The following is a 23918-nucleotide window of genomic DNA, read 5'->3' as shown; positions in this document are numbered from 1 at the left end:
GCGGCGAGTTCCCGGGCAGCGTAGTACCGCCGAAATGGCCCACAGCCTGCCAGATCGCTGACGTCGGCGCAAATTTGGTAATCCCCTGCGGCTCAGAGCAACTCGGGCGCGCACACCCTGGCAGCGGGCGATGGGGTCGTTACATCGACCCCGTAAACGGGTACGCCGAGGCCGGCGTTCTTTAATGGTGTCGAACGCGCAACCCAGCCGGCTGACCGGCGTCACGGAGGCGGAGGCTCGCCAATGGCCGACATCACCATGTTGATCCTCGAAGACCACGAGTGGTTCCGCGAACAGTTCGCCCGGCTGGATTACCTGCAGGCACAGCGGACCACCGACCGCGCCGGGCTCGAACGGGTGTGGCGACCGCTCGCCGAGAAGCTCGACGTGCACGCCTACATCGAGGAAAAGATCTTCTACCCGCAACTACTCAAACGGGGCGGTGACGAGGCCGAAGGCGAGACGCTCGACGCCATCGGCGACCACAACGACATTCGCGACGGCGTGCGCGATGCCGATTCGGCCGAACTCGGCAGCGAGCAATGGTGGGCGGCCGTCGGGCGCACCCGGGAGGCCAACGACGATCACATGGGCGAAGAGGAGCGCGAAGGGCTGTCGGACTTCCGCCGCAACGCCCCGATCGGCCTTCGCGAAGCGCTGGGGCGCCAGTACAGCGAGTTCATGGCCGAGCATCCCACCACCGCGGGGTTGCCGATCACGGACCGTGACCCGCGCCGCTATGTCGAGCAGGTGGAGGCCCCGCCGTCCAAACCCTCGGACTTCTCGTTGCGCATCGGCAGCCTGAAGGGCCAGTGACCTGCGCGTGACCGGGCGAGCGTGACGGGGATAACCTGCGTCGGATCCCGCGGCGCCGCGACGCCGCCGGCATCAATGCCGGCGACCCGGTCCTAGCTGGCGTTTGTCGCACACGAGCAAACCCGCGCACGGGCACGTGGGTTCGCCGCGGTCGCCGTCGGTCGTCCCACGTCAGGCCCATGAAGCCCACCCCGCCGGTTGTCCCTGAGAAAGTTGTGGGTAAGTCTTGATTCGATGGTTATTCGACGCCGCCGGAGGAAATGGGCCCGTAAAGAAATCAGGGTTGCCGACCCCGCGATGCGCCGAACCATCATGGGCACCGCGATCGGGAACTTCATGGAGTGGTACGACTTCGGGGTCTACGGGTACATCGCGACCACGATCGCCCAGGTGTTCTATCCCGGCAAGAACGTCAGCGGAGTCCACCTCATCGCGACCTTCGGAACGCTTGCGGCGGCGTTCGTCGTGCGTCCGCTCGGCGGGTTCATCTTCGGCCCGCTGGGCGACCGGATCGGGCGCCACCGGGTCCTGGTGGTCACCATCCTGATGATGACGGTGAGCACGACCGTGACCGGCCTGCTGCCCACCTACAGCACCATCGGCATCTGGGCGCCGATCTTGCTCGTCCTCGCGCGGATATTCCAGGGCCTGTCGACCGGCGGCGAATACGTCGGCGCCATGACCTATCTCGTCGAGCAGGCGCCCGACCACAAACGCGGCATGATGGTCGGGTTCTTGCCGATGGGCAATCTGGTGGGGTTCGTCCTGGCCGGCCTGCTCGTGACCGGGCTGCAGACCTGGCTGCCCGAGGACGCCATGCTGACCTACGGCTGGCGGATTCCGCTGCTGTTGGGCTTGCCTTTCGGCCTGGTCGCGCTGTTCCTGCGGCTGCGGCTCGAGGAGTCGTCGGCCTACCAGAGCGCCCACGACGACGCGCACTCGGGCGGCCAGGGCGGGCAACAGATTCGCCGCACCATCGTCGAGCAGTGGCGCCCGATGCTGATCTGCGCGGCGCTGGTACTGACCTCCCAGGTCGCCGACTTCATGCTCACCGGATATCTGCCGACGTACCTGCGGCTCTTCGTGCGCGTCGGCCACACCGCCGGCCTGGTCATGATCGTGACCACGTTGGCGATCCTGATGGCCACCGTGGTGCTCGTCGCCGCCTTGTCCGATCGCATCGGCGTCAAACCCATCATGTGGACGGGCTGCGGCCTGTTGATCGTCGCCTCCATCCCGGCGTTCCTGCTCATCCGCTTCGGCGGCATTTATCCGGTGATCTTCATCGGCGTGCTGCTGATCGGCTTGATGGAACTGTGCTTCGACAGCACCGGGCCGGCCATGCTGCCGGCGCTGTTTCCCACCAACGTGCGCTACGGGGCGCTGGCCATCTCCTACAACATCTCGATTTCGCTCGTCGGCGGCATCACGCCGCTGATCGCCCAGGCTCTGGTATCGGGCACCGGCAACGTGATGGTGCCGGCCTACATGCTGATCTTCGGAGGCGTGGTGGGCGCGGTCACCCTGCTGTTCACCCCCGAGGTCGCCGGCAAGCCGTTGCCGGGCTCGGGGCCCGCGGTCGAAACCGAGCGGGAGGCTCGCGCGCTCGCCGACGACGTCCGCTAGCCACCGTCCCGGCGCACTCGGCCCGTTTGGGGCGGTGCCCGCCGTGGTTACTAGGAGGTAGGCCGTCCATCCGGTGGGCGGCGCGACCGCAACAGTTGGGGGCGACACCCATGGAACCGATATCACCGACGGATGCGCTGTTCCTCATCGGCGAGTCACGCGAGCATCCGATGCACGTGGGTGCGTTACAGCTGTTCGAGCCCCCCGAGGATGCCGGGCCCCATTTCGTGCGCGAGTGCTATCAGGCGATGCTCGAGTGCACGGACGTGCAACCGGCCTTCAGCAAGCATCCGGCCTTCTTCGGCGGCGTCACCAACGTCGCCTGGTCCATCGACAAGGACGTCGAACTCGACTACCACCTCCGCCGTTCCGCGCTGCCCGAACCGGGACGGGTCCGCGACCTCTTGGAGCTGGTCTCCCGGCTGCACGGCAGCCTGCTCGACCGGCACCGCCCGATGTGGGAGGCGCACCTGGTCGAGGGCCTGCAGGACGGGCGCTACGCCGTGTACACGAAGTACCACCACTCCCTCATGGACGGCGTGTCGGCGCTCCGCTTGATACAGCGGGCCTTCACCTCCGATCCGGACGACGACGAGGTGCGGGTCCCGTGGAGCATGGCCCCGCGCAAGCGCGGCGGACGCAAGCGCTCCTCCCTGTTCGAGCGGGTGGGCCGCACCGCGGGGTCGGCGCTGGCGTTGGCGCCGTCCACGCTGAAGCTCGCGCGGGCCGCGCTGCTCGAACAGCAACTCACCCTTCCGTTCCAGGCGCCGCGGTCGATGTTCAACGTCCGGATCGGCGGCGCGCGGCGGGTGGCCGCCCAGTCCTGGCCGTTGGAGCGCATCAACGCGGTCAAGGCGGCCGCGGGTGTCACGGTCAACGACGTGATACTGGCCATGTCCGCCGGGGCCCTGCGGGCCTATCTGTTGGATCAGAACGCGCTGCCGGACGCCCCGCTGACCGCGATGGTGCCGGTCAATCTGCGCAAGGACGACGACGACCGCGGCGGCAACATGGTCGGCACCTTCCTGTGCAACCTCGGCACGGACCTCGACGACGCGGCGAAACGGCTCGAGATCATCAGCGCATCCATCCGCGACACCAAGGAGGTGTTCTGGCAGCTGCCGCCGGTTCAGCAGTTGGCCCTGTCGGCCTTCAACATCGGGGGGTTGTTCTTCGGGCTGATCCCCGGCTACCTGTCCGCGGGCTCACCGCCGTTCAACATCGTGATCTCGAACGTGTCGACGGGCCGCTCGGAGCAGCTGTACTGGCGCGGGGCCCGTTTGGACGGAAACTATCCGCTGTCCATCCCCCTCGACGGCCAGGCGGTCAACATCACCGTGACCAACAACGCCGACAACCTCGACTTCGGCCTGGTCGGCTGCCGGCGCAGCATCCCGCACCTGCAGCGGATGCTGGGTCATCTCGAAGAGTCGTTGAAGGACTTGGAGATCGCCACCGGCGCCTGAAAGCTGTGCGCCACAGCGCTTTTCGAACCGGCGGTCAGGGCAGCTTGATCACCGACACGTACATCTCGACGATCGGCCGGAAGAGGTCCACGTCATCGAGTTGGCTGCCCAACACGATCGAGTCGCTGGTGGCGACGAGGACCTGGGCGAAGGTCGAAGCGGGGATCAGCAACGTCCCACCGAGCCGGTCGATGCCCGCCACGATGAACTTTGCCAGCGCGTCGACGGCCTCTGATCTCTTGGCGGCCACGCGTTCCCGCGCCTCGGGGTTGCGCAGCAGGTACAGCATGAACTCGTGACCCAGCGCGGCGTGCTCCGCCCCGCGATCGCGGCTGAGCTGGCTCCAGCGCTTGGCGATCTCGTCGAGCTCCCGCGCACCGACCTGCGTCGCCGGAGCCATCACTTCGGTGAAGTTGACGAAGTACCGGCGCCAGTAGCGATCGCTGACCGCCAGAAACAGATCTTCCTTTGTCGAAAAGTGTTTGTAGATGGCGCCTTTCGTGTAGCCGGCGGCGTGGGCGATGTCGTCGAGCGTCGCCGCGACGAACCCCTTTTCGCCGAAGACCTCCTCGGCGGCATCGACCAGGAGGGAGCGCGTGTGCTCGAGGCGGCGCTCCCGCGTCCAACGCTCAACCATGCGCCAGATTCTGCCAGAGCTTGCAAGAACCTATTCCGTTTCTCAGATACTCATGAGTATATTGCTCGGAGCACGGAGTGCCAACCCGGGAGGAGACCAGCGTCATGAGCGATCTCGCTAGCAGCAACAAGGCCGCGTCTGTCACCGAGTCACCGCCCGGCGCGGCCGAACTGGGCGCGCAAGGACAGTCCCGGGTGAGACCGATCAAGATTTGGGCCGCCGCCGGCGGCGCGCTGCTGGTGCTCCAGCTCTACGTGTGGATCCGATGGATCACCGGCCCCTATTTCGAGCGGGTGCCCTCGGGTCCGAGCGAGCCACCGATGTACATGAAGGTGCCGCTCATGGCGAACGCGGTGGCGCTGTGGATCGCGCTGCCGGTCGTCGTGTGGTGGTTCTTCATCAGGCCGTGGCGGCGCGAGCGGCGCATCACGCTGGACGGCATGCTCGTGCTGTCGATGGGCCTGATGTTCTTCCAGGATCCGTTGCTGAACTACCTCAACACGTGGTGCACCTACAACACCTGGCTGTTCAACCGCGGCTCCTGGTCGTCGAACATTCCGGGCTGGGTCTCCCCGGAGGAGCCGGGCCGGCAGGTGTCCGAACCGCTGTTGACCAACGCACCGGGTTACGCGTACGGCGTCCTGCTGATCACGATCGTCGGGTGCTGGATCATGCGCAAAATCAAGACGCGCTGGCCGAACATCAGCAATCTTCGGCTGGTCCTGGTCACCTACGCGCTCGCCTTCGTCTTCGACTTCGTCATGGAGGGTCTGGTCCTGCTACCGATCGGCTTCTACACGTACCCCGGTGCCATCAGGTCCGTGTCGATCAATGCCGACACCTACTACCAGTGGCCGGTCTACGAAGGCCTGATGTGGGGTGGTGTGCAGGCCGCGCTGTGCTGTCTGCGCTTCTTCACCGACGATCGTGGCCGCACCGTCGTCGAGCGCGGATTGGACCACGTGCGAGGGGGATTCGCCGGACAGCAGTTCACGCGCTTCCTGGCGATCTTCGCCGGCGTCAGCTCGTGCTTCTTTTTCTTCTACAACGTGCCCGCGCAGTGGATCGGCATGCACTCCGACCCGTGGCCCCAAGACCACCAGAAGCGTTCGTATTTCAACGGCGGCATCTGCGGTGACGGGACGGACACGCCATGCCCGAATCCCGCTCTGCCCGTACCCACCAAACGCTCCGGATACGTCGACGTGCACGGCCATCTCGTCCTCCCGCCGGGCGGCCAGCTGCCGGAAGTCGTCCCCTTCGAACGGGGACACTAGGTGCTGACGAACTCCCAGCCCACCGTTCGCCCGACGTCGCAGCCACCGTTCTATCGGCCGGCCGGCGATGAGGTGGAGGTGTTCCGCGCGGCGGCCCGCCGCGGCCTGCCGGTGCTGCTGAAGGGTCCGACGGGATGCGGCAAGACGCGGTTCGTGGAGGCGATGGCCCACGCGCTCGGACGCGATTTGATCACCGTCGCCGCGCACGAAGACATGACGTCGGCCGACTTGGTCGGGCGTTTCCTTCTCAAAGGGGGAGAAACGGTTTGGGTGGATGGGCCGTTGACCCGGGCCGTTCGCGAGGGCGCGATCTGCTATCTCGACGAGATCGTCGAGGCCCGCCAGGACACCACGGTGGTCATCCATCCGCTCGCCGATCACCGCCGCGAGCTTCTGGTCGACCGCCTGGGTACGACGGTGCCCGCAGCGCCGGGATTTCAACTGGTCATTTCCTACAACCCCGGCTACCAGAGCGTGCTGAAGAACATCAAAGAGTCGACCCGGCAGCGCTTCGTGGCCATCGAACTCGGCTTCCCGCCCGTCGAGACCGAGACGGAAGTCGTTGCCCACGAAGCGGGAATCGACGTCGCGACGGCGCGCGCTCTGGTCACAGTCGGTAACGCGATCCGAAACCTCGATGGCTCACCGCTTCGCGAGGTGTCGTCCACCCGCATGCTGATCCTCGCCGGCAGCCTGGTCGCCGAAGGGCTCGGCCTGCGCAGCGCCGTCCAGGCGGCGATCGTCCGGATCCTGTCCGATGACCGCGACGTCGTCGCTGCGCTCGGTGAGCTCGTCGACTCCCTCCTACCCCCAAGGTGATGGTTGCGGATACCATTGGCCCGCAACGGTATAGGCTCCTCGCCACCCACATAGCCGGCCGGTCCGTCGAGGTCGCCGAGGCAGAGGCCGGCCAGGACGCCTACACGAATGGCGACGTCATCTTCGTCCCGGCAGCCGGGTCCGCCGACGAGCAGCGCCGTCAGGTGCTGGTCCAGAGCGCGCTGCTCGGCGCCGGCAGCCTGGATCGGCGGCTGGTGAAGCGCCTGCGCGCGCGCCCGGCCCTCGCGCGCCGCTACCTCACCCTGGAGGCCCACCGGGCGCTCGCGGAACTCGCCCCCACCGTTGCGCTGGCGGCGGCCCTTTGCCCCGACGGTGAGCCCCGCACCGCAACCGCGGATCATTCCCTCGAAATGGCCAGGGGCACAAGCCCAATCGCGGACCCCCCGGCGTGGTTCGGCGTCATCCGGCCGACGCAACTCCTGGCGTCTTCCGACAGGCGGGCCGCCCCGGCCACGGACGCGGATCTGCGGACGGCGATCGAGCTCGTCGCCGCGCCGGAGCCCGATGACGAGGACGAGGCCGCCTCCGAGGAAAGCAAGATTCTCAAGCTGTTCGAGAACCCACTGTTCAGTTCACGGGCGCTGATGGATTTTTTCCGAAAACTGTTGGGCGAGACGCCGTCACGCGGTGACGACTCTTCGGGCGGGGAGTTTCAGGCCCGCTCGATCCGGCCGGCACGAACGGTTGGCGCATCGGCCCGTCCACTTGCGACCCGCATCAATTTCGTCGACGGCAGGCCAGGCGCGGCATTGGGAATCGGCGGTGCGCTGCACCCGGAGTGGGACGTCTTCACCAATCGCTATCGGGCGGACTGGTGCCGCGTGATCGATTTTCCGCTCACCGGGCCCGCCCGTATCTCGGCCGCGCAGGTGTCGCGCGACGACGAGCTGCGGCGGCGATTGGCGCGCGTCGGCCTCGGTCCCAGACTCTTGCGGGCGCGCCCCGACGGTGACGAAATCGACATCGAGGCACTCGTCGATCTCCTCATCGACCTGCGCTCCGGCTATTCACCCACCGAGGCCGTCTACACCCAGCGGCGCAATGTCGTTCGGAATCTCGGTGTCCTCATTCTGCTCGACGCTTCCGGATCGGCGACCGACGCCGACCACCAGGGCAACAGCGTCCATGACCACCAGCGGCGCGCGGCGGCGACAGTGGCGATGACCCTGGAGGAACTCGGTGACCGCGTGGCCATCTATGCGTTTCGGTCCCACGGACGGCATGCCGTGCACCTGCCGGCGATCAAAACGTTCGACCAGCGCTTCGGCGCCCCGCAGCGGGCGCGCCTCAATCAGCTTGAGCCGTCGGGCTATACGCGCCTGGGCGCGGCGATCCGCGGCGCGGGCGACATCCTCAACACGGAGGCCGGCACGCCGAACCGGCTGCTTCTCGTCCTGTCCGACGGGTGCCCCTATGACGACGGCTACGACGGCCGTTACGCGGAAGCCGACGCCAACAAGGCGCTCGAGGAACTCCGTGGCGATGGCGTGGCATGTCTATGCCTTTCGCTCGGAAGTACCACCGCCGCCGACGAGCTCGAGCGCGTCTTCGGCTCCGCCCGCTACGCCAGCGCCGCGACCCTGGCCGAGGTCAGCCCGCGGATGGACGAGCTGTTCCTGACTGCGCTACGCGAGCGCGCCGCGCCGGGACCGGCGTGAGGGCGGGATGTCTACCACCGCGCCTACTGTAAGGTCCACGGTAAGATCGCGCATGCCCGCTTCGGGGAAGGGTGAGCCATGCCAAGCACTGTTGATACGCGCAACCAGCTACGGCCCGACGTCGATCTGACCGACGGCGCCTTCTACGCCGGCGACTCGCGGCCGGTCTATCGGTGGATGCGCGAGAACGAGCCGGTCTTTCGGGACCGCAACGGGCTGGCCGCCGCCGCGACGTATCAGGCGGTGATCGACGCCGAGCGGGCGCCGGAGCTGTTTTCCAACGCGGGCGGCATCCGGCCGGACCAGGACGCGCCGCCGATGATGATCGCGATGGATGATCCCGCTCACCTGTTGCGGCGCAAGCTCGTCAACGCGGGATTCACCCGGAAACGCGTCAAGGACCGGGAGGCCTCGATTGGCGCGCTGTGCGATGCCCTGATCGACAACGTCTGCGAACGCGGTGAATGCGACTTCGTCTGGGATCTTGCGGCCCCACTGCCCATGGCCGTCATCGGCGACATGCTCGGGGTGCTCCCCGAAGAGCGGCAGATGTTTTTGCGCTGGTCCGACGACATGGTCACCCTGCTCAGCAGCACGACCGCCCAAGAGGACTTCCAGGTCTCCATCGACGCCTTCGCCGCCTACACCGAATACATGACGAGCATGATCGCGGCGCGCAAGGCCGAACCGACCGACGACCTGGTCAGCGTGCTGGTGCACGCGGAGGTCGATGGCGAGAAGCTCGCCGACCACGAGATCGTGACCGAGGTGTTGTTGCTGCTCATCGGCGGCGACGAGACCACCCGGCACACGCTGTCGGGCGGCACCGCGCAGATCCTGCGCCACCCGCAGCAGCACCGGCAGCTGGTCGACGACGTGGCTCTGCTGCCCAACGCGATCGAAGAAATGCTGAGGTGGACCGCGCCGGTCAAGAACATGGCCCGCACGTTGACCGCCGACCTCGAGTTTCACGGCACGCAGCTCGCGCGGGGCGAGAAGATCATCCTGCTCTTCGAATCCGCGAACTTCGACGAAGCGGTGTTCGGGGATCCCGAGCGCTTCCGGATTGACCGCTACCCCAACAACCATCTGGCATTCGGCTTCGGGACCCATTTCTGCCTGGGAAATCAGCTGGCACGGCTGGAGCTGTCGATGATGCTCGAGCGACTACTCAAGCGCCTGCCCGACATGGAGCTGGCGTCGGAGGACCCGCTGCCACTGCGGCCGGCCAACTTCGTCAGCGGCCTGGAGAGCATGCCGGTCAGGTTCACGCCCTCGGCGCCGTCGGGCGGGTGAGATCGACATGCTGCGTGAAAGCTATTGGTGGCCAGTGCCGTCCGCGTCGGTCACGTAGTCCAGGTAGACGCTGGTGCCGTTGGGGCGGGCGTGGATGGTGCAGTGATCGGCGAGGTTGTGCATCAGCGTGATGCCGCGCGAGGCCCGCGGATCGTTGGTGTGCCTCGACGAGGGCTTGCGCCAACGCCCGCGATCACTGACGCACACCCGGATTGACTCGGTGCCCGGGTCGTAGCTGGCCTGCAGTTTCATTCCGCCGGCCTCGCGGCAGGAGCGGTAGGCGTGTTCGACGCAGTTGGCCAGGGCTTCGTTCACGCCCAGAACCACGTCCTCGCGAATGTCCTCCGGCGCGCGCACCTCGTGCCGCAGCCACTGTTGCAGGGCACGGCGCCACTCCGCCGCCGTATCGGGGCGGGCTTCGCCGGCGAGTGTCAGGCGCGCCGGCGCGGCTGTCTCCGGCAGTAGTGGGCTCATGAATGCCACATACCCAGTTGCGGTCGCGGCGATAACCTCCGCCCGGTATCGCTTCGGCCACAGGCAGGTTTCCGTTCACGATCACCAGGTCACGGTGTCGCGAATCGATCAGCCGTCCCGGCGGGGCGTCAGCACGGGCGTCACGAGTTCGCCGGTGTGGAGGTAGCTGTCGAGGTTGCGGAGCGCCAGTAGCGCCATCGCCCGGCGGGTCCGGTCGGTCGCGCTGCCGATGTGCGGGAGAAGCACCACGTTGTCCAGGTCACACAATTCGGCGGGCACATGCGGTTCGTCCGCGAAGACGTCCAGGCCGGCACCCGCCAGCCCCCCGCCGACGAGCAACTCCACCAGCGCGTCCTGATCGACGACGCTGCCCCGGGCGATGTTGATCAGATACCCCTCGGGACCCAAGGCCTGCAGCACGGCGCGGTCGACCAACTTGTGGGTCCCTTGATCGCCCGTGGTGGCGACGACGAGCACATCGACCGACTCGGCGAGTTGCACGGGCGACGGGGCGTAGCGGTACGGCGAGCCTTCGATGCGGCGACGGTTGTGATACGCGATGGCGCAATCGAATCCGCGCAGCCGGGTGGCGATCGCCGAACCGATGCGGCCCAGGCCCAGGATGCCCACCCGCAGGCCGCTGACGTCCCGGGCGTACGGAAACCGGCCCTCGCGCGCCCACCGGCCCGCCCGCACGTAGCGATCGGCGGCGCCGAAACGGCGCAGCGTCATCAAGATCAGGCCCAGCGCGGTGTCGGCGACCGTGTCCGACAGCACATCCGGGGTGTTGCTCACGCCGATACCGCGGCGCTTCGCCGCCTCCAGGTCGATCAGATCCACCCCGGCCCCGTTGTTGACGATGACCTCCAGGTTGGGCAGCGCCGCGATGGTATCGGCATCGACACCCGGCGGCCCCCACGTCAGCAGCACGCGCACGTCGGCGGCATGCTGGTTCAGGAATCGGGCCCGAGCCGGGCCGTCGGGAAGCTTCGCGATGTCGTAGCGCTCGCCCAGCTTTTCGGCGAGCGCCGGCTCCAGCTCGCCGACCCGCAGCACCCCACTCAGCTTCTCGGCCGTCACGCCCCCATCATGCTGGAAGCCCGAATTGTGATCGGTCGACGGGCCGCGCGGGAAGCAAACGCGGCGGAAGACGGTTGAACCGCGAATGCGCGTCGGCGTCGTCTACCCCCAAACCGAGCTTGGACCGGAACCCGCGGTCCTGCGCACGTACGCCCAGCGCGTCGAGGAGCTCGGGTTCGCCCACATCCTCGCCTATGACCACGTCGTCGGTGCAGATCCGAAGGTGCATCAAGACTTTCAGGGCCCCTACGACATCGACACGACGTTTCACGAGCCGTTCGTCATGTTGGGCTACCTCGCGGCGGTCACCACCCTGGAACTCGTCACCGGCGTCATCATTTTGCCGCAGCGGCAGACCGTGCTGGTGGCCAAGCAGGCCGCGGAGGTCGACCTGCTCAGCGGCGGGCGCTTCCGGTTCGGCGTCGGACTGGGCTGGAACGCCGTGGAGTACGAAGCGCTCGGGGAGAGGTTCACCAACCGGGGAAAGCGGTCCGAGGAACAGGTCGAGCTCATGCGCAAGCTGTGGACGCAGCGATCGGTCAGCTTCGACGGCAAGTACCACACCGTGACCGGCGCGGGCCTGGCCCCGTTGCCCACCCAGCGTCCCATCCCTTTGTGGTTCGGGGCGGCCTCCGATCGGGCCTACGAACGCGCCGGTCGCCTCGGCGACGGCTGGTTTCCGATGACGGCGCCCGGCCCCGGCCTGGACCACGCGCTCGCGCAGGTGATCCGCGCGGCCGAAGCGGCGGGCCGGGACCCGCGGACCATCGGCATGGAAGGCCGTGTCAGCTGGATCGACGACCAGGACCAGCTCGCCGCCGACATCGCCGCATGGAAAGCCGCCGGGGCCAGCCACCTGTCGGTGAACACCATGAACGCCGGCTTCGCGCATGTCGACGACCACCTTGCCGCCTTGGAACGGGTGGCCACCGACCTGGCGTAGCGGCCGTGTCAGGCGCGTCCGTCCGCGGATAGCTGAGCGACCAGGCTCAGGTGCACATTGCGGCGGTGCGGTTTTGACGGCTTGCTGTCGTACCCAACGGCTTCCGGCTCGATCGTTTCACGGAGATGGACCTCTCCGCCGGTTGCGGTATGCCGTCGTTGCCAGTCGGTGATCGCCTGATGCGCCGCGTGGTCGAGATAGCTGGTGCGCAGGTGCAGCGTCACCGACGTGCGTTCCGGGATGGACGCCAATACACCGGTCAGCCTCGGCAGCGACAGGAACGTGCACGCCCCCTCGACGACGACGTGCCAGCCATCGTCCACGGGCTTGGCCTCGATCCTCGCGCGGACCACCCGCCATCCGGTCACGACGACGGCCAACGCGAGTCCGATCATGACGCCGTGCAGCAGATTGAGGAACACGACGCTGGTGATGGTCACCAGGTAGACGGCGAGATCGCCATTGCGCAAGGCGGTTTCGATGTGCGCCGGTTTCAACAGCTCGATCCCGATGACGATGAGGAGGCCGGCGAGCGCAGCGGTCGGGATCTTTTCGACCAGCCCGGCGAAGGGCACGGCGAAAAGCAGGATCCAAAACCCGTGCATGATCGTCGACGCGCGCGTTTTCGCGCCCGCGTTCACGTTGGCCGCGCTGCGCACGATGACACCGGCGATGGGAAGCCCACCGATCGCGCCCGAGGCGATGTTCGCGGCGCCTTGCCCGATCAGCTCGCGGTTGAAGTCGGTTCGCGGTCCGTTGTGCATGCGATCGATCGACACCGCGGTCAGCAGGCTCTGGACGCTGGTGATCATGGTGACCGTGATGACGGCGATCACGACGGCTCCCCAATTCCCGTGCGGCAGCGACGGTAATTGCAACGCGTCGAGCACCGAGCCGTTCAGGACGATCCGGGATACGTGGAACGGGAACACCACCGAGATCGCGGTGACGACCACGATGGCGACCAGTGGCCCGGGAATGCTGGCCAGCCGCGCCGGGGCCCAGCGCCAGGCAACGAGGATGGCGATCACCAATAGCCCCAGCACCAGTCCCGGCCGGTGGGCGCCGAGAATCTGCGCAGGCAGCCCCGTGACATTGCTCCATGCCGAGCTTTCCGAGGCGCCGCCCAGCAATACGTGCACTTGCTGCAGGGCAATCGTGATCCCGATACCGGCCAGCATGGCGTGCACCACGACGGGTGAGATCGCCAGCGCGGCGCGCGCAATACGGCTGAGCCCCAACACAACTTGCAAGATCCCCGCGATGACCGTGATGAAACACGTTATGGCCCAGCCAAACTGGTGGATAACATCGGCGACGATGACGGTCAGCCCGGCGGCCGGCCCACTGACCTGTAGGGGCGACCCACCGATCCACCCGGCGACGATTCCTCCGACGATCGCCGCGATCAGACCGGCGAGAACCGGCGCATCTGAAGCAATCGCGATTCCGAGCGACAACGGGAGCGCCACCAGGAATACCACCAATGACGCGGGCAGGTCGTATTGGGCCGTCTCGCGGAGCCGGTCAATGCGGGACGTTGCGCCATGCTCCACGCCTTGTCGACCTGGCGATTCAGCGTGTTGCAAGGGCTTTCTCCTGAATTCGTCAATGGCGGTGGACTTTTGGATATCCAACCGACAACGGCAAGCCGACAAATGCGTAAAGCCGCGCGGCCCAGGCGATTACAAATGCGATGAACATCGTTGTTCAGCTGGGCATGCCTGGCCTCTTGGTACGAAAGTAGGTGGGCAGGCAACGGCGGTCAACCGGACGGGCGGGGCGCATATCGAATGCAAATGTTTGCGCGTGCCCGTCAACGCGCCGGAGAACTCTTATTCCAGGACGAAGACAGGGATTTGTCGCGCCGTCTTGGTTTGGTATTCCGCGTAGGGAGGAAAGGCTTCGACGGCCCGCTGCCACCACTCGTCGCGCTCGGGTCCCTCGAGTTCGCGAGCCCTCAGGGTGGCGATCTTGTCGCCGTCTTGCAGCGTCACGGTCGGGTTCGCCCTGATGTTCGCGTACCACGCGGGATGCTCGGGGGCGCCGCCGTGGGACGCGACGATGGCATAGCGGCCGCCGTTCTCGACCCGCATCAGCGGCACGTAGCGCGGCTTGCCGGACTTCGCCCCCGTGATGGTCAGCAGAACGATGGGCCGGTCTAAGACCTCGACCCCGTCGGTGGTGCCGCGACTCAAGATTTGTTCGGTCTGCTCGCGGACCCAGCCCCTGGGACTCAGCTCGATGTGGTCGCCCATGACAACAGTGAACACCACCGCGGGCTTCGGCGGAGACGGGTACAGTTGACTCGTCAGTTAAATAAGCTAACTAATCACGCGCACAGTCGCCGAGAGGAGTTTGGCGTGGCCCGCACCGAGAACGACACATGGGATCTGGCGTCCAGCGTCGGAGCCACCGCGACAGCCGTCGCCGCGCAGCGCGCGATCGCCTCCCAGGGTCCCGACGCCCTGCTGAATGACCCGTGGGCCGACCCGCTCGTCCGCGCCGTGGGCACCGACACCTTCATCAAGCTCCTCGACAGCCAGGTCGACCGCAGCGACGACCCGCTGATGAACCGCCAGGCCGTCAAGGAACAGATCACGGTGCGCACCCGGTTCTTCGACGATTTCTTTATGCATGCGACGGCCTCGGGCATCCGGCAGGCGGTCATCCTGGCGTCCGGACTGGACACCAGGGCCTACCGGCTGCCCTGGCCGGCGGGCACGATCGTCTACGAAATCGACCAACCCGAGGTCATCGAGTTCAAGACGCGGACGCTGGCCGGCCTGGGCGCAACGCCCGGCGCGGGGCGGCGCACGGTTCCGATCGACCTGCGCGACGATTGGCCGTCGGCACTCGCGAACGCCGGATTCGACGCTACGCAGCCGACCGCGTGGAGCGCCGAGGGGCTGCTCGTTTACCTGCCGCCCGAGGCGCAAGACCGTTTGTTCGACAACATCGCCGCCGTGTCGGCGACCGGCAGCCGGATCGGCACGGAGCACCTGGACCTGAGCAAGATCCCGTCGGACTGGGCCCAGAAGCTGACCGAGCGGTCCCGGCGCATCGGGTCCAGCATCAATCTGGCCGAGCTGTTCTACACCGGCGAGCGCAACACCGCGGCCGAGTACCTCGCGGCGCGCGGGTGGCAGATCGACATACGGACCACCGAGCAGGCTTTCGCCGCTCAGGGATTCGGGGTGCCCAACGACGAGCTGGCCTCGTTCGGCGACGCATCGGGCTACCTGACCGCGACCTTGCGCTAGCGGCCACCGAAGGCGTTCCCGGCGGCCGCGGGCCCACCACTTCATGCATATCAACCTTCTTGACACATATCAGGGCCGTTGATATCAATGGTGGTATGACTCAGCCAACGCACGAGATGTTCGAAGCCGCTTACCGGGGCGAGGCCCCCGAGATGGGCGAGGGCAACCGGCCGCCGTGGAGCATCGGTGAGCCGCAGCCGGAGATCGCGGCCCTCATCGAGGCCGGCAAGTTCCACGGTGACGTGCTCGATGCCGGTTGCGGTGAGGCGGCGGTATCGCTGTACCTGGCCGAACGCGGTTTCACCACGGTGGGCCTGGACCAGTCGCCCACCGCCATCGACTTGGCGCGCGAGAAGGCCGCCCGGCGCGGCCTGACCGGCGCCACCTTCGACGTCGCGGATATCAGTGCCTTCACCGGCTACGACGGCCGCTTCGGGACCATCGTCGACAGCACCCTGTTCCATTCGATGCCCGTGGAGCTGCGCGACGGCTATCAGCAATCGATCGTGCGGGCCGCCGCGCCCGGCGCGTCATACTTCGTGCTGGTCTTTGACCGCGCCGCGATGGCGACCGATGGCCCGGTCAACGCGGTCACCGAAGACGAACTGCGCGACGTCGTCTCCAAGTACTGGGTGATCGACGAGATCCGCCCGGCGCGTATCCACGCCAACGTGCCCGAGAGCTTTCTGGAAGGCTTCCAGGCCTTCGCCGGTGCCGACATCCGCGACGAGGGCAACGGCCGCAAGTCCATAGGGGCCTGGCTACTGTCCGCGCATCTCGGTTAGCGGCGCGCCGGCGAGCGCGACCTACTGGCCGTCCCAGCTCTCCGGCAGGATCGGCAGACGGGGGCCGTCGCCGGACTCGTTGCCGGCCAACGTGAGCAGACCCGCCGCCCGCACGTCGGGCTTGGGCAGCGTCCCGGTGAAACCCTCGATCGCGCCACGGGAGTCCGACGCCAGGGCCCGGTCGGGCAGGCACGGGCTGACCGCGCCGGAGTCGTCGTCGGCCTCGAGGAATTCGTACCGGTATCCGTGGTCGATGACCGAACGCGGGCGGCGCCGCGCCCGCGTCTGCTCGCGTTCCGGTGCGGTCGCGCGCGCCGCCGCCGCGGCGGCCTGCGCGGCCGGCAGTTCGGTTCTGGTGCGGGTCTGCGCCGTCGAACCCATGCCGAGACCGAGGCCGCCCACCATGTAGCCGAAGCCCTCGGCGCCGGTCACCGGAGCGGGCGGCGTGGGGGGCGCGGCCGGAGGCGCAGCGGTGGAGACCGCGGTCGTCGGGGTCGAGGCCGCCGATGTGGCCGGCGCCACCGGGCCGGCCGGGGCCTGCGGGGCCATCGTCGGCGCAACCGACACCAGCGGTGGCTGCACCCCCACCACGGCGGGCTGCGGGGCGGCGACGACGGGGGCCGGGGTCGGCGCGGCTATCCCGGCCAGGCCCGCCAGACCCGCCAGTCCGGCGAGGCCTCCCAGACTGGTGATGGACAGGCTCAAGGCGACCTGCAACAGCAAGGGCAGCTCCTGGAGAATGAACCGCAGCGTCCTGATCGTCCAGTTGATGATCCGGAAGGTCTGCCACGCAATGAAATAATTCATCAGCGCCGGGAACGTGGACGGGTTGAGCAGACCCGACGCGTTCTGCTGAAGCCACGCCAGCGCCTGGGCGTTGCCGTTGAAGAAGTTGCCCAGGTTCTGCAGATACTCCGACGGGCTCCAGTTCGGCTGGCCCTGACCGGGGATCTTTTCGCCGTCGGGCCCGAAGAGCATTTCCCAGATCTCTTCGGGGGTGGGTAACTGGAAAGACCCCGTGCCGCTACCGCCCCCTCCGCCGGTGCCGCCACCGGCCCCGGTTCCGGTCCCGGTCCCACTACCGGTTCCGGTCCCGGTGCCGGATCCATGCCCGCCCGACCCGGCGCCGCTGGTCAATTGCACGGCTTCGGTCGTGACCTGGTAGGTGCTCATCGTGGTGGCCGCCTGGGTCCACATCCGCGCGTAGTCGGCCTCGTTCAGCGCAATCGGAATCGTATTGACGCCAAAGAAATTCGTTGCCAGCAAGGCCGCGTGCATGGCATGGTTGGCGGCCAACTCCGGCAGCGTCGGCATCGCGGCCAGGGCGGCCGTGTACGCGGTGGCCACCCCCTGATGTTGGGCGGCCGCCTCGGCGCTCAGCGTCCCGGCCAGCTCCAGCCAGGCCAGATACGGCATGTGCGCGGCGACGTACGTTTCCGCGGTCGGGCCGTCCCACACCCCGGCCGATCCGGTCAGCACTGTCGTCAATTCCGTTGCTGCAGAATGGTATTGGGTGCTCAGTGCTGACCACGTTCCCGCCGCGGCGAGTAGCGGGCCCGGTCCGGGGCCACTGCTCAGCAGCGTCGAATGCACCTCTGGCGGCAGCGCCATCCACACCGGAGCGGTCACCGTCAGCCGCCCGCCACCAGATACGTCGTCGCGTCCGCCGCGTCCTCGGCGGCGTAACCGACGCCGGCCAGGCTCACCCCCAGCCCGGCCCGGCCCAACACCTCGATACCCTTGGCCGCCGCGGCCGTATGCTGGCCGCCCCTACCACTGAAAACGGCGGCGGCTCCGAGCGATACCGGATCGGCCGCCGGTGGGACCACCGCCGAGACCACCGGGGCGGCGGCGGCATGTGCGGCGGCGAGCTGCGCGGTGATCGCCTCCACCGCCGCGCTGGTCGCGGCCAGGCCCTCGGGAAGAACTCGTAGCGTCATCGCGGCCACTCCTCGATTCGTCTTTTGCCCCACAATGTTCCGGTCACGTTCGGCGGGGGCAGGGACCCCACACAACGCGCGACCGCCCAGCCGAGCAGCCCGGCCAAGAAGCCGAAAACCACATGCCAGCCAGACTTTTCGAGCAGCCCGGTCGACGCCCAGGTCGACAAATGACCACCGGCGTGCAGTCCGAACACCGAACTGGCCAGTGCGACAAGATGAACCGGTGCGGCAGCGACCGACAACAGCCATCGCCGCGCCCGCACCGCCGGCAGCGAGGCGACGGCGTACAGCAACGCCGCCGCGGCCACATAGCGACTACTCCACAGCGGATCGGCCCACCCGTGCATCGGTAACGTCGCCACCGTGGAGGCCGCCCCGACCGCGAGCACCGTCTCGCGCCGGGCGGTTACCAGCGCCACCGCCACCAACAGCGTCAGCCAAACCAATCCGCGGTGCCCGGGCAGGCCCAGCGGGATCCGGAGATCGGTCGAGGCGACGATCGTGGCCACCGCAAACAGGGGGAACGCCGCCTCGCGGACGGGCACGAAACCGGCCGCCGGACGTGCATCACGGTCATCCGGGAAGCATAAATTGCCGGCAGCCACCCACGCCCTCATTTGCGGATGATTCACAGGATAAGATCCGTAAATGCGCAGCCGTACGCGTTTGCTTCGGGCAGTCGCGGTCCTGGCCCTCGGCGCTGGGGTCGCTGCGTGCGGGCCCTCCGGGGCCGACAATCAGCTCGTCGTCCAGGACAATCACCGCGTGCTCGAGCGGTTCACCATCGCGCAGCTGCGCCGGCTCCCCCAGGTGGAGATCGCCACGCCGCAATCGCACGGCGCGCAGGCGCAAAAGGGCCCCAGCGTGCGCTCGGTCCTCAACGCTGCGGGCGCGGCAGGAGCCACGAGGGTGCGGGTGGAAGGGCGCGACCCGGCCCAGACGCTGATCGCCGCCGCGCTCGACGATCAGACCATCCTCAGCTTCACCAAACGCGACACGCTCAAGCTGGCGGGCGCAAAACTCGGCCGCGACCAATGGGTCCGCGATGTCACCGCCCTGGTGGTCAACCCGTGACCACACGCTCGGCACTCGCCGGTGTCGACCTGCTCATCGGCATCGACAACCCCTATACGCCCGGCACCGGCCGGCGCGCCCGCGCGCTGCTTCACGAGCTGGCCGCGGCGGGCCTCGGCTCGCCCGCCGGCGCCACCCCTCACCAGCTGCTCGTCGACGACCGGATCCCCTATACGTCCCACAATTCGAGCGCATGCCTGGCCTGGCGCGCCGCCGGCGGCGACCCACACGCGGCGCGCGCCGGCATCATCGAACTCGCCGGGCAGTTCTTGGAACGGGTCTGCCCACCCGATGCCGACCCCGGCCTCGCCGCCGCCGTCCCAGCGGACCTCGACGACGCCGCGCTGCTCATCGAGTTCGGTCGCCGCGCCAAACGAGAGGTCTTGCATCCCAGCGAAGCCCGCGAACTCGCCACGACGCTCGGCGTGCACTTATCGGGGCACGGCGGCACCAAGGAGGGCATGACCGGCGCGCTGGCGGCGGTCGGCCTGCACCTGTCCGGCAACGACGGGCTGTTCATCACCCTGCCCGGCATCCGCAAGCTGCCCCACCATGCCACCCTCGACACGGTTCGCACCCTGACACCGATCGACCTCGCCCACGATGACCTGCATCGCCAACCCACTCCCGGTGAGGTGATCGAACTGGGCGACTGGGTGCGCCCGGTGCTGCTCGACGGGCTGGCCGTCCTGCTTCTCGAGCCACCGCGCCGCCAAGGCGGCGGCGGCAGAACGTGGCGAACGGCCCCGCGCGCCGTGGTCAAACGGTATTGAGTGTTTCGGCGCCTGCGATTCGGGAGACCCTCACAAAAGCCATCTGCAGACGTTCAGAGGAGATCCCGGTGGATCAGGAAGTCAACAGCGACTCGCCCGCTGCGCCCGAGGACGCCCGAAAGACAACCGAGGAACAGCGCAAGCTGCAGGATCAGCTCGAGCACCAGAAGGAAGACTTGGACGCGCCGGGTTTGCACCAGTCACGGCACGACACCGCCGACGAGAGCACGCGCTAGCCCCAGCTACTTCCGTTGATTCCTAAGGCTTTTCGAGACTCGCTGCCGCCGGTCAGGCTTGGCTGTGCTCGGTGCGGACTCGGCGGTCGTGGGCGAGCGCCGCGGCCGCCGACCAGGTCAGGGTCAGGCCACCGAGGGCCGCCGCGGGGATGGCCCACACGCGACGGGCCATCAGCGCGTCATTGCATCGACCCACGTAGTTGTCGCCGGCCGCGTGCGGCGCGCCGGCGCTGGCCTTTCGGCCGGTCGGCCTCGTCTCGGCGTTGGATGCGTGGGTCAGATCCGTGGTGAAGCCGCTGCCGCATTTGACTTGCCAGCCGAACTGGTCGTAGGCATCGATGAAGACCGGGAACCGCAACGCGAAGAGCCCCCCGGCCAAGAACAGCACCGCCGCGAAGACGATGAGCGGTCCGCGGGTGAGCATGCGCCTGAGCCCCCTAGGTCATGCAAACGTTGGAGAAAAGCAGCACCGGCCAGGACACGATCGAGCCGAGGAACGACACCACCAAATCGACGCCGTGCATGTCGTGCAGATGCGTTGTGTGGGTGCTCGACCAGATCACGCCGACGATCAAGTACGGCGTGCCCAGCAGGATGCCCAGTCCCAGCAGTTCGGCGATGCTCAACTGATACTCGAGGAGCTTGCGGAGCCTGCTGAGCATGAGCATCCCTTTCGCGCGGGCGCTGCCGGAGTCGCCGCCGACCCACACCAAGCGATGAGGACCACCACATTCCGGCGCGCGGACTAGACGCCGAATATGTTAATACCGATTCGTCTTATTGGGTAGTGCATGGGCCGATCGGCGTTGATGGGCGCCGAGGCCTCTTACGCGGAGATACGCTGCCGGAACGGCACGTTCATCCCCACCGATTCGCGAATCGCGGCGGACGCATCGCAGCAAGTGCAGCGCTGTTCTCCGAAACGCATGTCAGCGACGTTGCCGGCTATCGCCGACCGCGGCGGGGGATGCGGCCGGCCGTCCCAGCACCGTCACCTCCATCAGGCGACGAACCGTGAGGGCGGCGGACTGACTGGTGTCGGGGTACACGAGTCGCCCGACGCCCGCCGCGAGCGCGAACGCGGCGTGCACGGCGTACCGCGCGCGGCCGAGCGTGAGTTGCGGTCGTGCCGCTACGGCCAACCGGGCCCAGGATTCGACGGTGGAACGCTGAATGTTGTAGAGCAGCACCGCATCTGTGTCAGGCAGGTTGTGACGCTCGGTGTAATACACGCCCGCGAGCTCGGGGTTGGCGAACGACCGGGTCACATAGGCGTCGATGAGCCGCGCGAGCGCCTGCTCCGGATCGTCGCTGGTGGCCAGGATGCTGGACAGGTCGCCGGAGAGTTGGTCGGCGGCTCGCCTGTAGTACACCGCCAGGATCGCGGCCTTTCCCGGGAAGTATTGGTAGATGCTGGCAACCGGTATGCCCACCGCCGCGGCGATGTCTTCCATCCCGGTCTCGCGGTAGCCACGTTCGTTGAAGAGGCGCATCGACTCGTGCAGGAGCAGTTCGTAGCTGCCCGCGGCACTCGTCAGGGTCGACGTCCGCAACGGTTCGGAGCCGCGTGGGCGCTGCGCCGGCAATTCGGCTTGCAGCACCGCGGCCGCGATGTCGGTGAGCGCGGCGCGGATCTCGGCATTGCCGAGGCGGGATCGGTGATCGGTGATGCTGCCGATGACACTCAGCGTGGCCGCCGACAGGATCCAGCGTTGCCGCGAGGTGAGTTTCGGCCGCAGCCTGATCAGCGGCCGCTGCAGGCGCCGGTTGATCAGTTTGATCTGCTCGGCCGACGCGCGCTGATCGTCCCCGCGCAGATAGCGGCCTTCCCACCGATACAGTCCGCCGGTGGTGCGGTTGACGATCGTGGTGTCGATCAGCGCACGGGTGAGCGCGCTGAGGACGTCGCCGGGGTCGGCATCGGCGGGCAAGTCATCGGCGAACGCCGTGGCGTCGACCAGTTGCTGGCCCAGCGCCAAGACGACGTCGCGGAACAGGTCGTATTTTCCCTGCGAATGCCGGTAGAGCGCAGCGGCGGAGATTCCGACCCGGGCGGCGATGTTTTCCATGCTGACCGCGTGGTAGCCCAGCTCGCTGAAGGCATCGGTGGCGGCGCGGGCGATCTGGATCTTGCGGTCCTTCGGGCGCCGCTTGACGTGATCCGCAGACGAGCGGCTAGCCGATGGCATACAGATCACCGTAGCCGCAGCGGCGGCTGATCGGGCGATCGGAGGACGACCGGTTTTACGGTACCGGCACGCTGAGGGCGCGCGGCCGGGCGCAGCGTTGTGCCCGAGGTCATTGGACGTCCAACCCCGTTACGCCCCGCCGAATTCCGGCCGCAGCACCGAGCTGAGCGCGCCGAGCGGAATGTGTGGCTCGACGGTGCCTCCGTCCATGAACCATTGCTCGGACTGCCCGTACTGGATCGGGGAGTCGTGCCCGACCGGGTAATCCGGCAGGTACAGGATCAGCTCGTCGGGCGTGAGCGCCCACGCCTTGTAGCCCCCGGAGAACACCTTGTCCGGTGTCCAGCGGTCGACGGTGAACGGGTAGCTCCCCGGGGTGTGCTGCCAGGCGGCGCGGTCGAGCGCCTCCTGGATGAAGGGTTCGGCCAACGGTGGGATGGCGGTCAGCGGGTCGACGCCGGGTTTGGTGATGTCGGCGAGCTGCAACCGTCGGCCGCCCGCCATGTCGAAGGTGAAGGTGCGGTAGGCGTTGTTGAATGACGGTCCATCGGCGTGATAGTCCTCGTGGAAGACCACGCTGAGCGCCCGACCATGGGGGAACACCTGGAAGTTCTCCTCACCCCAGCTGTCTTGGACCATCGAGGCGCCCTTCGTGCGCCAGTTGTTCATCAGGTTGTGCAGGTATTCGCGGATCGCGGGGCCGCTGGCGGGGTTGTCGACCAGATCGCCGGGCAGGGCCATCTTGATGTCGCGCACCGCTTTTCGCTCGGATGTCACCGAGGTGTGGCAGTACTGTCCATCCCAGTCGCCACCCAGGCCGCCGCAAAACGACTGGGCCGACGCCGACGCCGTCGGCGCGGTCAACACCGCCGCGGCCGCAATACCGGCCGAAAGTCGAATGATTCGCATGGCCGAATCGTCCTAGGGCAGTTCGACTTTGCTGGCCAGCCAACGGCCGCCGACATTGTCCATCGTGATCTTCATGCGGCTGCGATCGACGCGACCGTCGGGACGCACCGCGTTGCTGACCGTCTGATCGACCATCAACAACACCACCACCCGGGTTTTGCTTTGCGATTCGATCGCCGAGTCGATTACCGTGCCGTGCGCGGTGGCCTTGTTGTCGACCAGCAATTGCCGGAGCTGCACGCTGGCCTTGGTGTAGGTGTCCTTGAACTCCCCTGTGGCGCCGTCGAGTACGGCGGAGAAGTTCTGGTCGACCTGGTTGGCGTCGATACTGGTCAGCACCTGGGCATAAGTGATAGCGGTCCGCTGGGCCGCCTGCCCGGCCTGGCTCACCGTGTGCTCATCCCAGAGCTTCCAGCCCAGCCCGCCCACCAGGCCGAAGGCGCCCAGGTAGACGGCGACCACCATTGCGATGCGGGCGTACCGTTTCCAGTGCCGCGCCGGGGCCTTCGGCTCCAGCTCGTCGGCATCCGCCGCGTCTTCACGGTCGCCGTCGGGCGGCTTCTCGATGTCCTCGGTGGCGTCGCATTCTTGGTCGGCGGTCACGGTCACGGCGCTGTCTCCTTGCGGTCCTGG

At 67.5% G+C, this 23918-nt stretch carries 25 protein-coding genes and 1 pseudogene; 13 read left to right on the top strand and 13 right to left on the bottom strand.

What is annotated here, in order from left to right:
- Positions 1-243: 243 nt before the first annotated feature.
- The 3 genes from AC0KTM_RS25570 to AC0KTM_RS25560 all read left to right on the top strand — a co-directional run bounded on the left by AC0KTM_RS25570 (position 244) and on the right by AC0KTM_RS25560 (position 3908).
- Positions 244-816, top strand: coding sequence for a hemerythrin domain-containing protein (locus AC0KTM_RS25570; RefSeq protein ID WP_238955459.1), 573 nt, complete (start codon positions 244-246; stop codon positions 814-816).
- Between the two features lie 297 nt (positions 817-1113).
- Positions 1114-2442 (top strand): MFS transporter, encoded by a 1329-nt coding sequence (locus AC0KTM_RS25565; protein WP_225327787.1) that lies wholly within the window; start codon positions 1114-1116, stop codon positions 2440-2442.
- 110 nt (positions 2443-2552) lie between these two features.
- The gene (locus AC0KTM_RS25560; protein WP_238955458.1) at positions 2553-3908 is read left to right on the top strand and encodes a WS/DGAT/MGAT family O-acyltransferase; all 1356 of its coding nucleotides are present in this window, start codon (positions 2553-2555) and stop codon (positions 3906-3908) included.
- A 34-nt stretch (positions 3909-3942) separates the two neighbouring features.
- Here the strand turns inward: AC0KTM_RS25560 and AC0KTM_RS25555 are convergent, their stop codons facing one another.
- On the bottom strand, positions 3943-4545 hold the full coding sequence (locus AC0KTM_RS25555) for a TetR/AcrR family transcriptional regulator (protein ID WP_225327785.1): 603 nt from the start codon (positions 4543-4545) through the stop codon (positions 3943-3945).
- A 104-nt stretch (positions 4546-4649) separates the two neighbouring features.
- Here AC0KTM_RS25555 and AC0KTM_RS25550 point away from each other — a divergent pair, with 104 nt between their 5' ends.
- The 4 genes from AC0KTM_RS25550 (at position 4650) to AC0KTM_RS25535 (ending at position 9616) form a co-directional block, all read left to right on the top strand.
- On the top strand, positions 4650-5822 hold the full coding sequence (locus AC0KTM_RS25550; protein ID WP_472417015.1) for a spirocyclase AveC family protein: 1173 nt from the start codon (positions 4650-4652) through the stop codon (positions 5820-5822).
- A complete protein-coding gene (locus AC0KTM_RS25545; RefSeq protein ID WP_225327783.1) occupies positions 5823-6641 on the top strand; it encodes a CbbQ/NirQ/NorQ/GpvN family protein in 819 nt (272 codons plus the stop codon).
- Complete coding sequence (locus AC0KTM_RS25540) at positions 6641-8320, top strand: nitric oxide reductase activation protein NorD (RefSeq protein ID WP_238955453.1); 1680 nt, start codon at positions 6641-6643, stop codon at positions 8318-8320. The genes AC0KTM_RS25545 and AC0KTM_RS25540 overlap by 1 nt, the downstream gene beginning before the upstream one ends.
- Positions 8321-8398: 78 nt before the next feature.
- Positions 8399-9616: a cytochrome P450 gene (locus AC0KTM_RS25535; RefSeq protein ID WP_225327781.1), complete on the top strand. Its 1218-nt coding sequence runs from the start codon at positions 8399-8401 to the stop codon at positions 9614-9616.
- A 21-nt stretch (positions 9617-9637) separates the two neighbouring features.
- Here AC0KTM_RS25535 and AC0KTM_RS25530 read toward each other — a convergent pair whose 3' ends face one another.
- Both AC0KTM_RS25530 and AC0KTM_RS25525 read right to left on the bottom strand, forming a co-directional pair.
- Positions 9638-10090, bottom strand: a complete 453-nt coding sequence (locus AC0KTM_RS25530; protein ID WP_238955451.1) for an ATP-binding protein — start codon at positions 10088-10090, stop codon at positions 9638-9640.
- 108 nt (positions 10091-10198) lie between these two features.
- Positions 10199-11170, bottom strand: a complete 972-nt coding sequence (locus tag AC0KTM_RS25525; protein ID WP_238955448.1) for a 2-hydroxyacid dehydrogenase — start codon at positions 11168-11170, stop codon at positions 10199-10201.
- An 85-nt stretch (positions 11171-11255) separates the two neighbouring features.
- Between AC0KTM_RS25525 and AC0KTM_RS25520 the strand changes: the two genes are divergently transcribed.
- Positions 11256-12113: an LLM class F420-dependent oxidoreductase gene (locus AC0KTM_RS25520; RefSeq protein WP_225327777.1), complete on the top strand. Its 858-nt coding sequence runs from the start codon at positions 11256-11258 to the stop codon at positions 12111-12113.
- Between the two features lie 8 nt (positions 12114-12121).
- On the opposite strand, the gene AC0KTM_RS25515 is transcribed toward AC0KTM_RS25520, so the two are convergent.
- On the bottom strand, positions 12122-13669 hold the full coding sequence (locus tag AC0KTM_RS25515) for a SulP family inorganic anion transporter (RefSeq protein WP_238955446.1): 1548 nt from the start codon (positions 13667-13669) through the stop codon (positions 12122-12124).
- Between the two features lie 279 nt (positions 13670-13948).
- Positions 13949-14371: a nitroreductase family deazaflavin-dependent oxidoreductase gene (locus AC0KTM_RS25510; protein ID WP_225327775.1), complete on the bottom strand. Its 423-nt coding sequence runs from the start codon at positions 14369-14371 to the stop codon at positions 13949-13951.
- A gap of 105 nt (positions 14372-14476) precedes the next feature.
- Here AC0KTM_RS25510 and AC0KTM_RS25505 point away from each other — a divergent pair, with 105 nt between their 5' ends.
- Together AC0KTM_RS25505 and AC0KTM_RS25500 are read left to right on the top strand one after the other, a co-directional pair.
- Positions 14477-15376: a class I SAM-dependent methyltransferase gene (locus AC0KTM_RS25505; protein ID WP_225327774.1), complete on the top strand. Its 900-nt coding sequence runs from the start codon at positions 14477-14479 to the stop codon at positions 15374-15376.
- Between the two features lie 95 nt (positions 15377-15471).
- Positions 15472-16161, top strand: a complete 690-nt coding sequence (locus AC0KTM_RS25500; protein WP_225327773.1) for a class I SAM-dependent methyltransferase — start codon at positions 15472-15474, stop codon at positions 16159-16161.
- Positions 16162-16182: 21 nt separating this feature from the next.
- Here the strand turns inward: AC0KTM_RS25500 and AC0KTM_RS25495 are convergent, their stop codons facing one another.
- The 3 genes and pseudogenes from AC0KTM_RS25495 to AC0KTM_RS25485 form a co-directional block, all read right to left on the bottom strand.
- Positions 16183-17790, bottom strand: a complete 1608-nt coding sequence (locus AC0KTM_RS25495; RefSeq protein WP_374109671.1) for a PPE domain-containing protein — start codon at positions 17788-17790, stop codon at positions 16183-16185.
- A gap of 2 nt (positions 17791-17792) precedes the next feature.
- Positions 17793-18101 (bottom strand): PE family protein, encoded by a 309-nt coding sequence (locus tag AC0KTM_RS25490; RefSeq protein WP_225327772.1) that lies wholly within the window; start codon positions 18099-18101, stop codon positions 17793-17795.
- Positions 18098-18681 (bottom strand): annotated as a pseudogene (locus AC0KTM_RS25485) (hypothetical protein). The gene AC0KTM_RS25490 and the pseudogene AC0KTM_RS25485 overlap by 4 nt, the downstream one beginning before the upstream one ends.
- 71 nt (positions 18682-18752) lie before the next feature.
- Between AC0KTM_RS25485 and AC0KTM_RS25480 the strand changes: the two are divergent.
- The 3 genes from AC0KTM_RS25480 (at position 18753) to AC0KTM_RS25470 (ending at position 20187) form a co-directional block, all read left to right on the top strand.
- The gene (locus tag AC0KTM_RS25480) at positions 18753-19178 is read left to right on the top strand and encodes a hypothetical protein (protein WP_225327770.1); all 426 of its coding nucleotides are present in this window, start codon (positions 18753-18755) and stop codon (positions 19176-19178) included.
- The gene (locus AC0KTM_RS25475; protein WP_472417012.1) at positions 19175-19951 is read left to right on the top strand and encodes a hypothetical protein; all 777 of its coding nucleotides are present in this window, start codon (positions 19175-19177) and stop codon (positions 19949-19951) included. The genes AC0KTM_RS25480 and AC0KTM_RS25475 overlap by 4 nt, the downstream gene beginning before the upstream one ends.
- Before the next feature lie 68 nt (positions 19952-20019).
- A complete protein-coding gene (locus tag AC0KTM_RS25470; protein WP_225327768.1) occupies positions 20020-20187 on the top strand; it encodes a hypothetical protein in 168 nt (55 codons plus the stop codon).
- 52 nt (positions 20188-20239) lie between these two features.
- Here the strand turns inward: AC0KTM_RS25470 and AC0KTM_RS25465 are convergent, their stop codons facing one another.
- From AC0KTM_RS25465 to AC0KTM_RS25445, 5 genes are all read right to left on the bottom strand, one after another.
- Positions 20240-20611 carry a hypothetical protein gene (locus AC0KTM_RS25465; RefSeq protein ID WP_238955428.1) on the bottom strand — a complete coding sequence of 124 codons (372 nt, stop codon included), beginning with the start codon at positions 20609-20611 and terminating at the stop codon, positions 20240-20242.
- Between the two features lie 13 nt (positions 20612-20624).
- Positions 20625-20849, bottom strand: coding sequence for a hypothetical protein (locus tag AC0KTM_RS25460; RefSeq protein WP_225327766.1), 225 nt, complete (start codon positions 20847-20849; stop codon positions 20625-20627).
- Positions 20850-21116: 267 nt separating this feature from the next.
- Positions 21117-22376 (bottom strand): TetR/AcrR family transcriptional regulator, encoded by a 1260-nt coding sequence (locus AC0KTM_RS25455; protein ID WP_472417010.1) that lies wholly within the window; start codon positions 22374-22376, stop codon positions 21117-21119.
- Between the two features lie 129 nt (positions 22377-22505).
- Positions 22506-23285 carry a mannan-binding family protein gene (locus AC0KTM_RS25450; protein ID WP_225327764.1) on the bottom strand — a complete coding sequence of 260 codons (780 nt, stop codon included), beginning with the start codon at positions 23283-23285 and terminating at the stop codon, positions 22506-22508.
- A gap of 12 nt (positions 23286-23297) precedes the next feature.
- Positions 23298-23894, bottom strand: a complete 597-nt coding sequence (locus AC0KTM_RS25445) for a YfgM family protein (RefSeq protein WP_225327763.1) — start codon at positions 23892-23894, stop codon at positions 23298-23300.
- Positions 23895-23918: the final 24 nt, after the last annotated feature.

Source organism: Mycobacterium sp. NTMscope_Eco_3 (genome assembly GCF_976985685.1).
The sequence above is the reverse complement of the archived record's forward strand: the minus strand, read 5'-3'. Positions and strand labels throughout refer to the sequence as shown.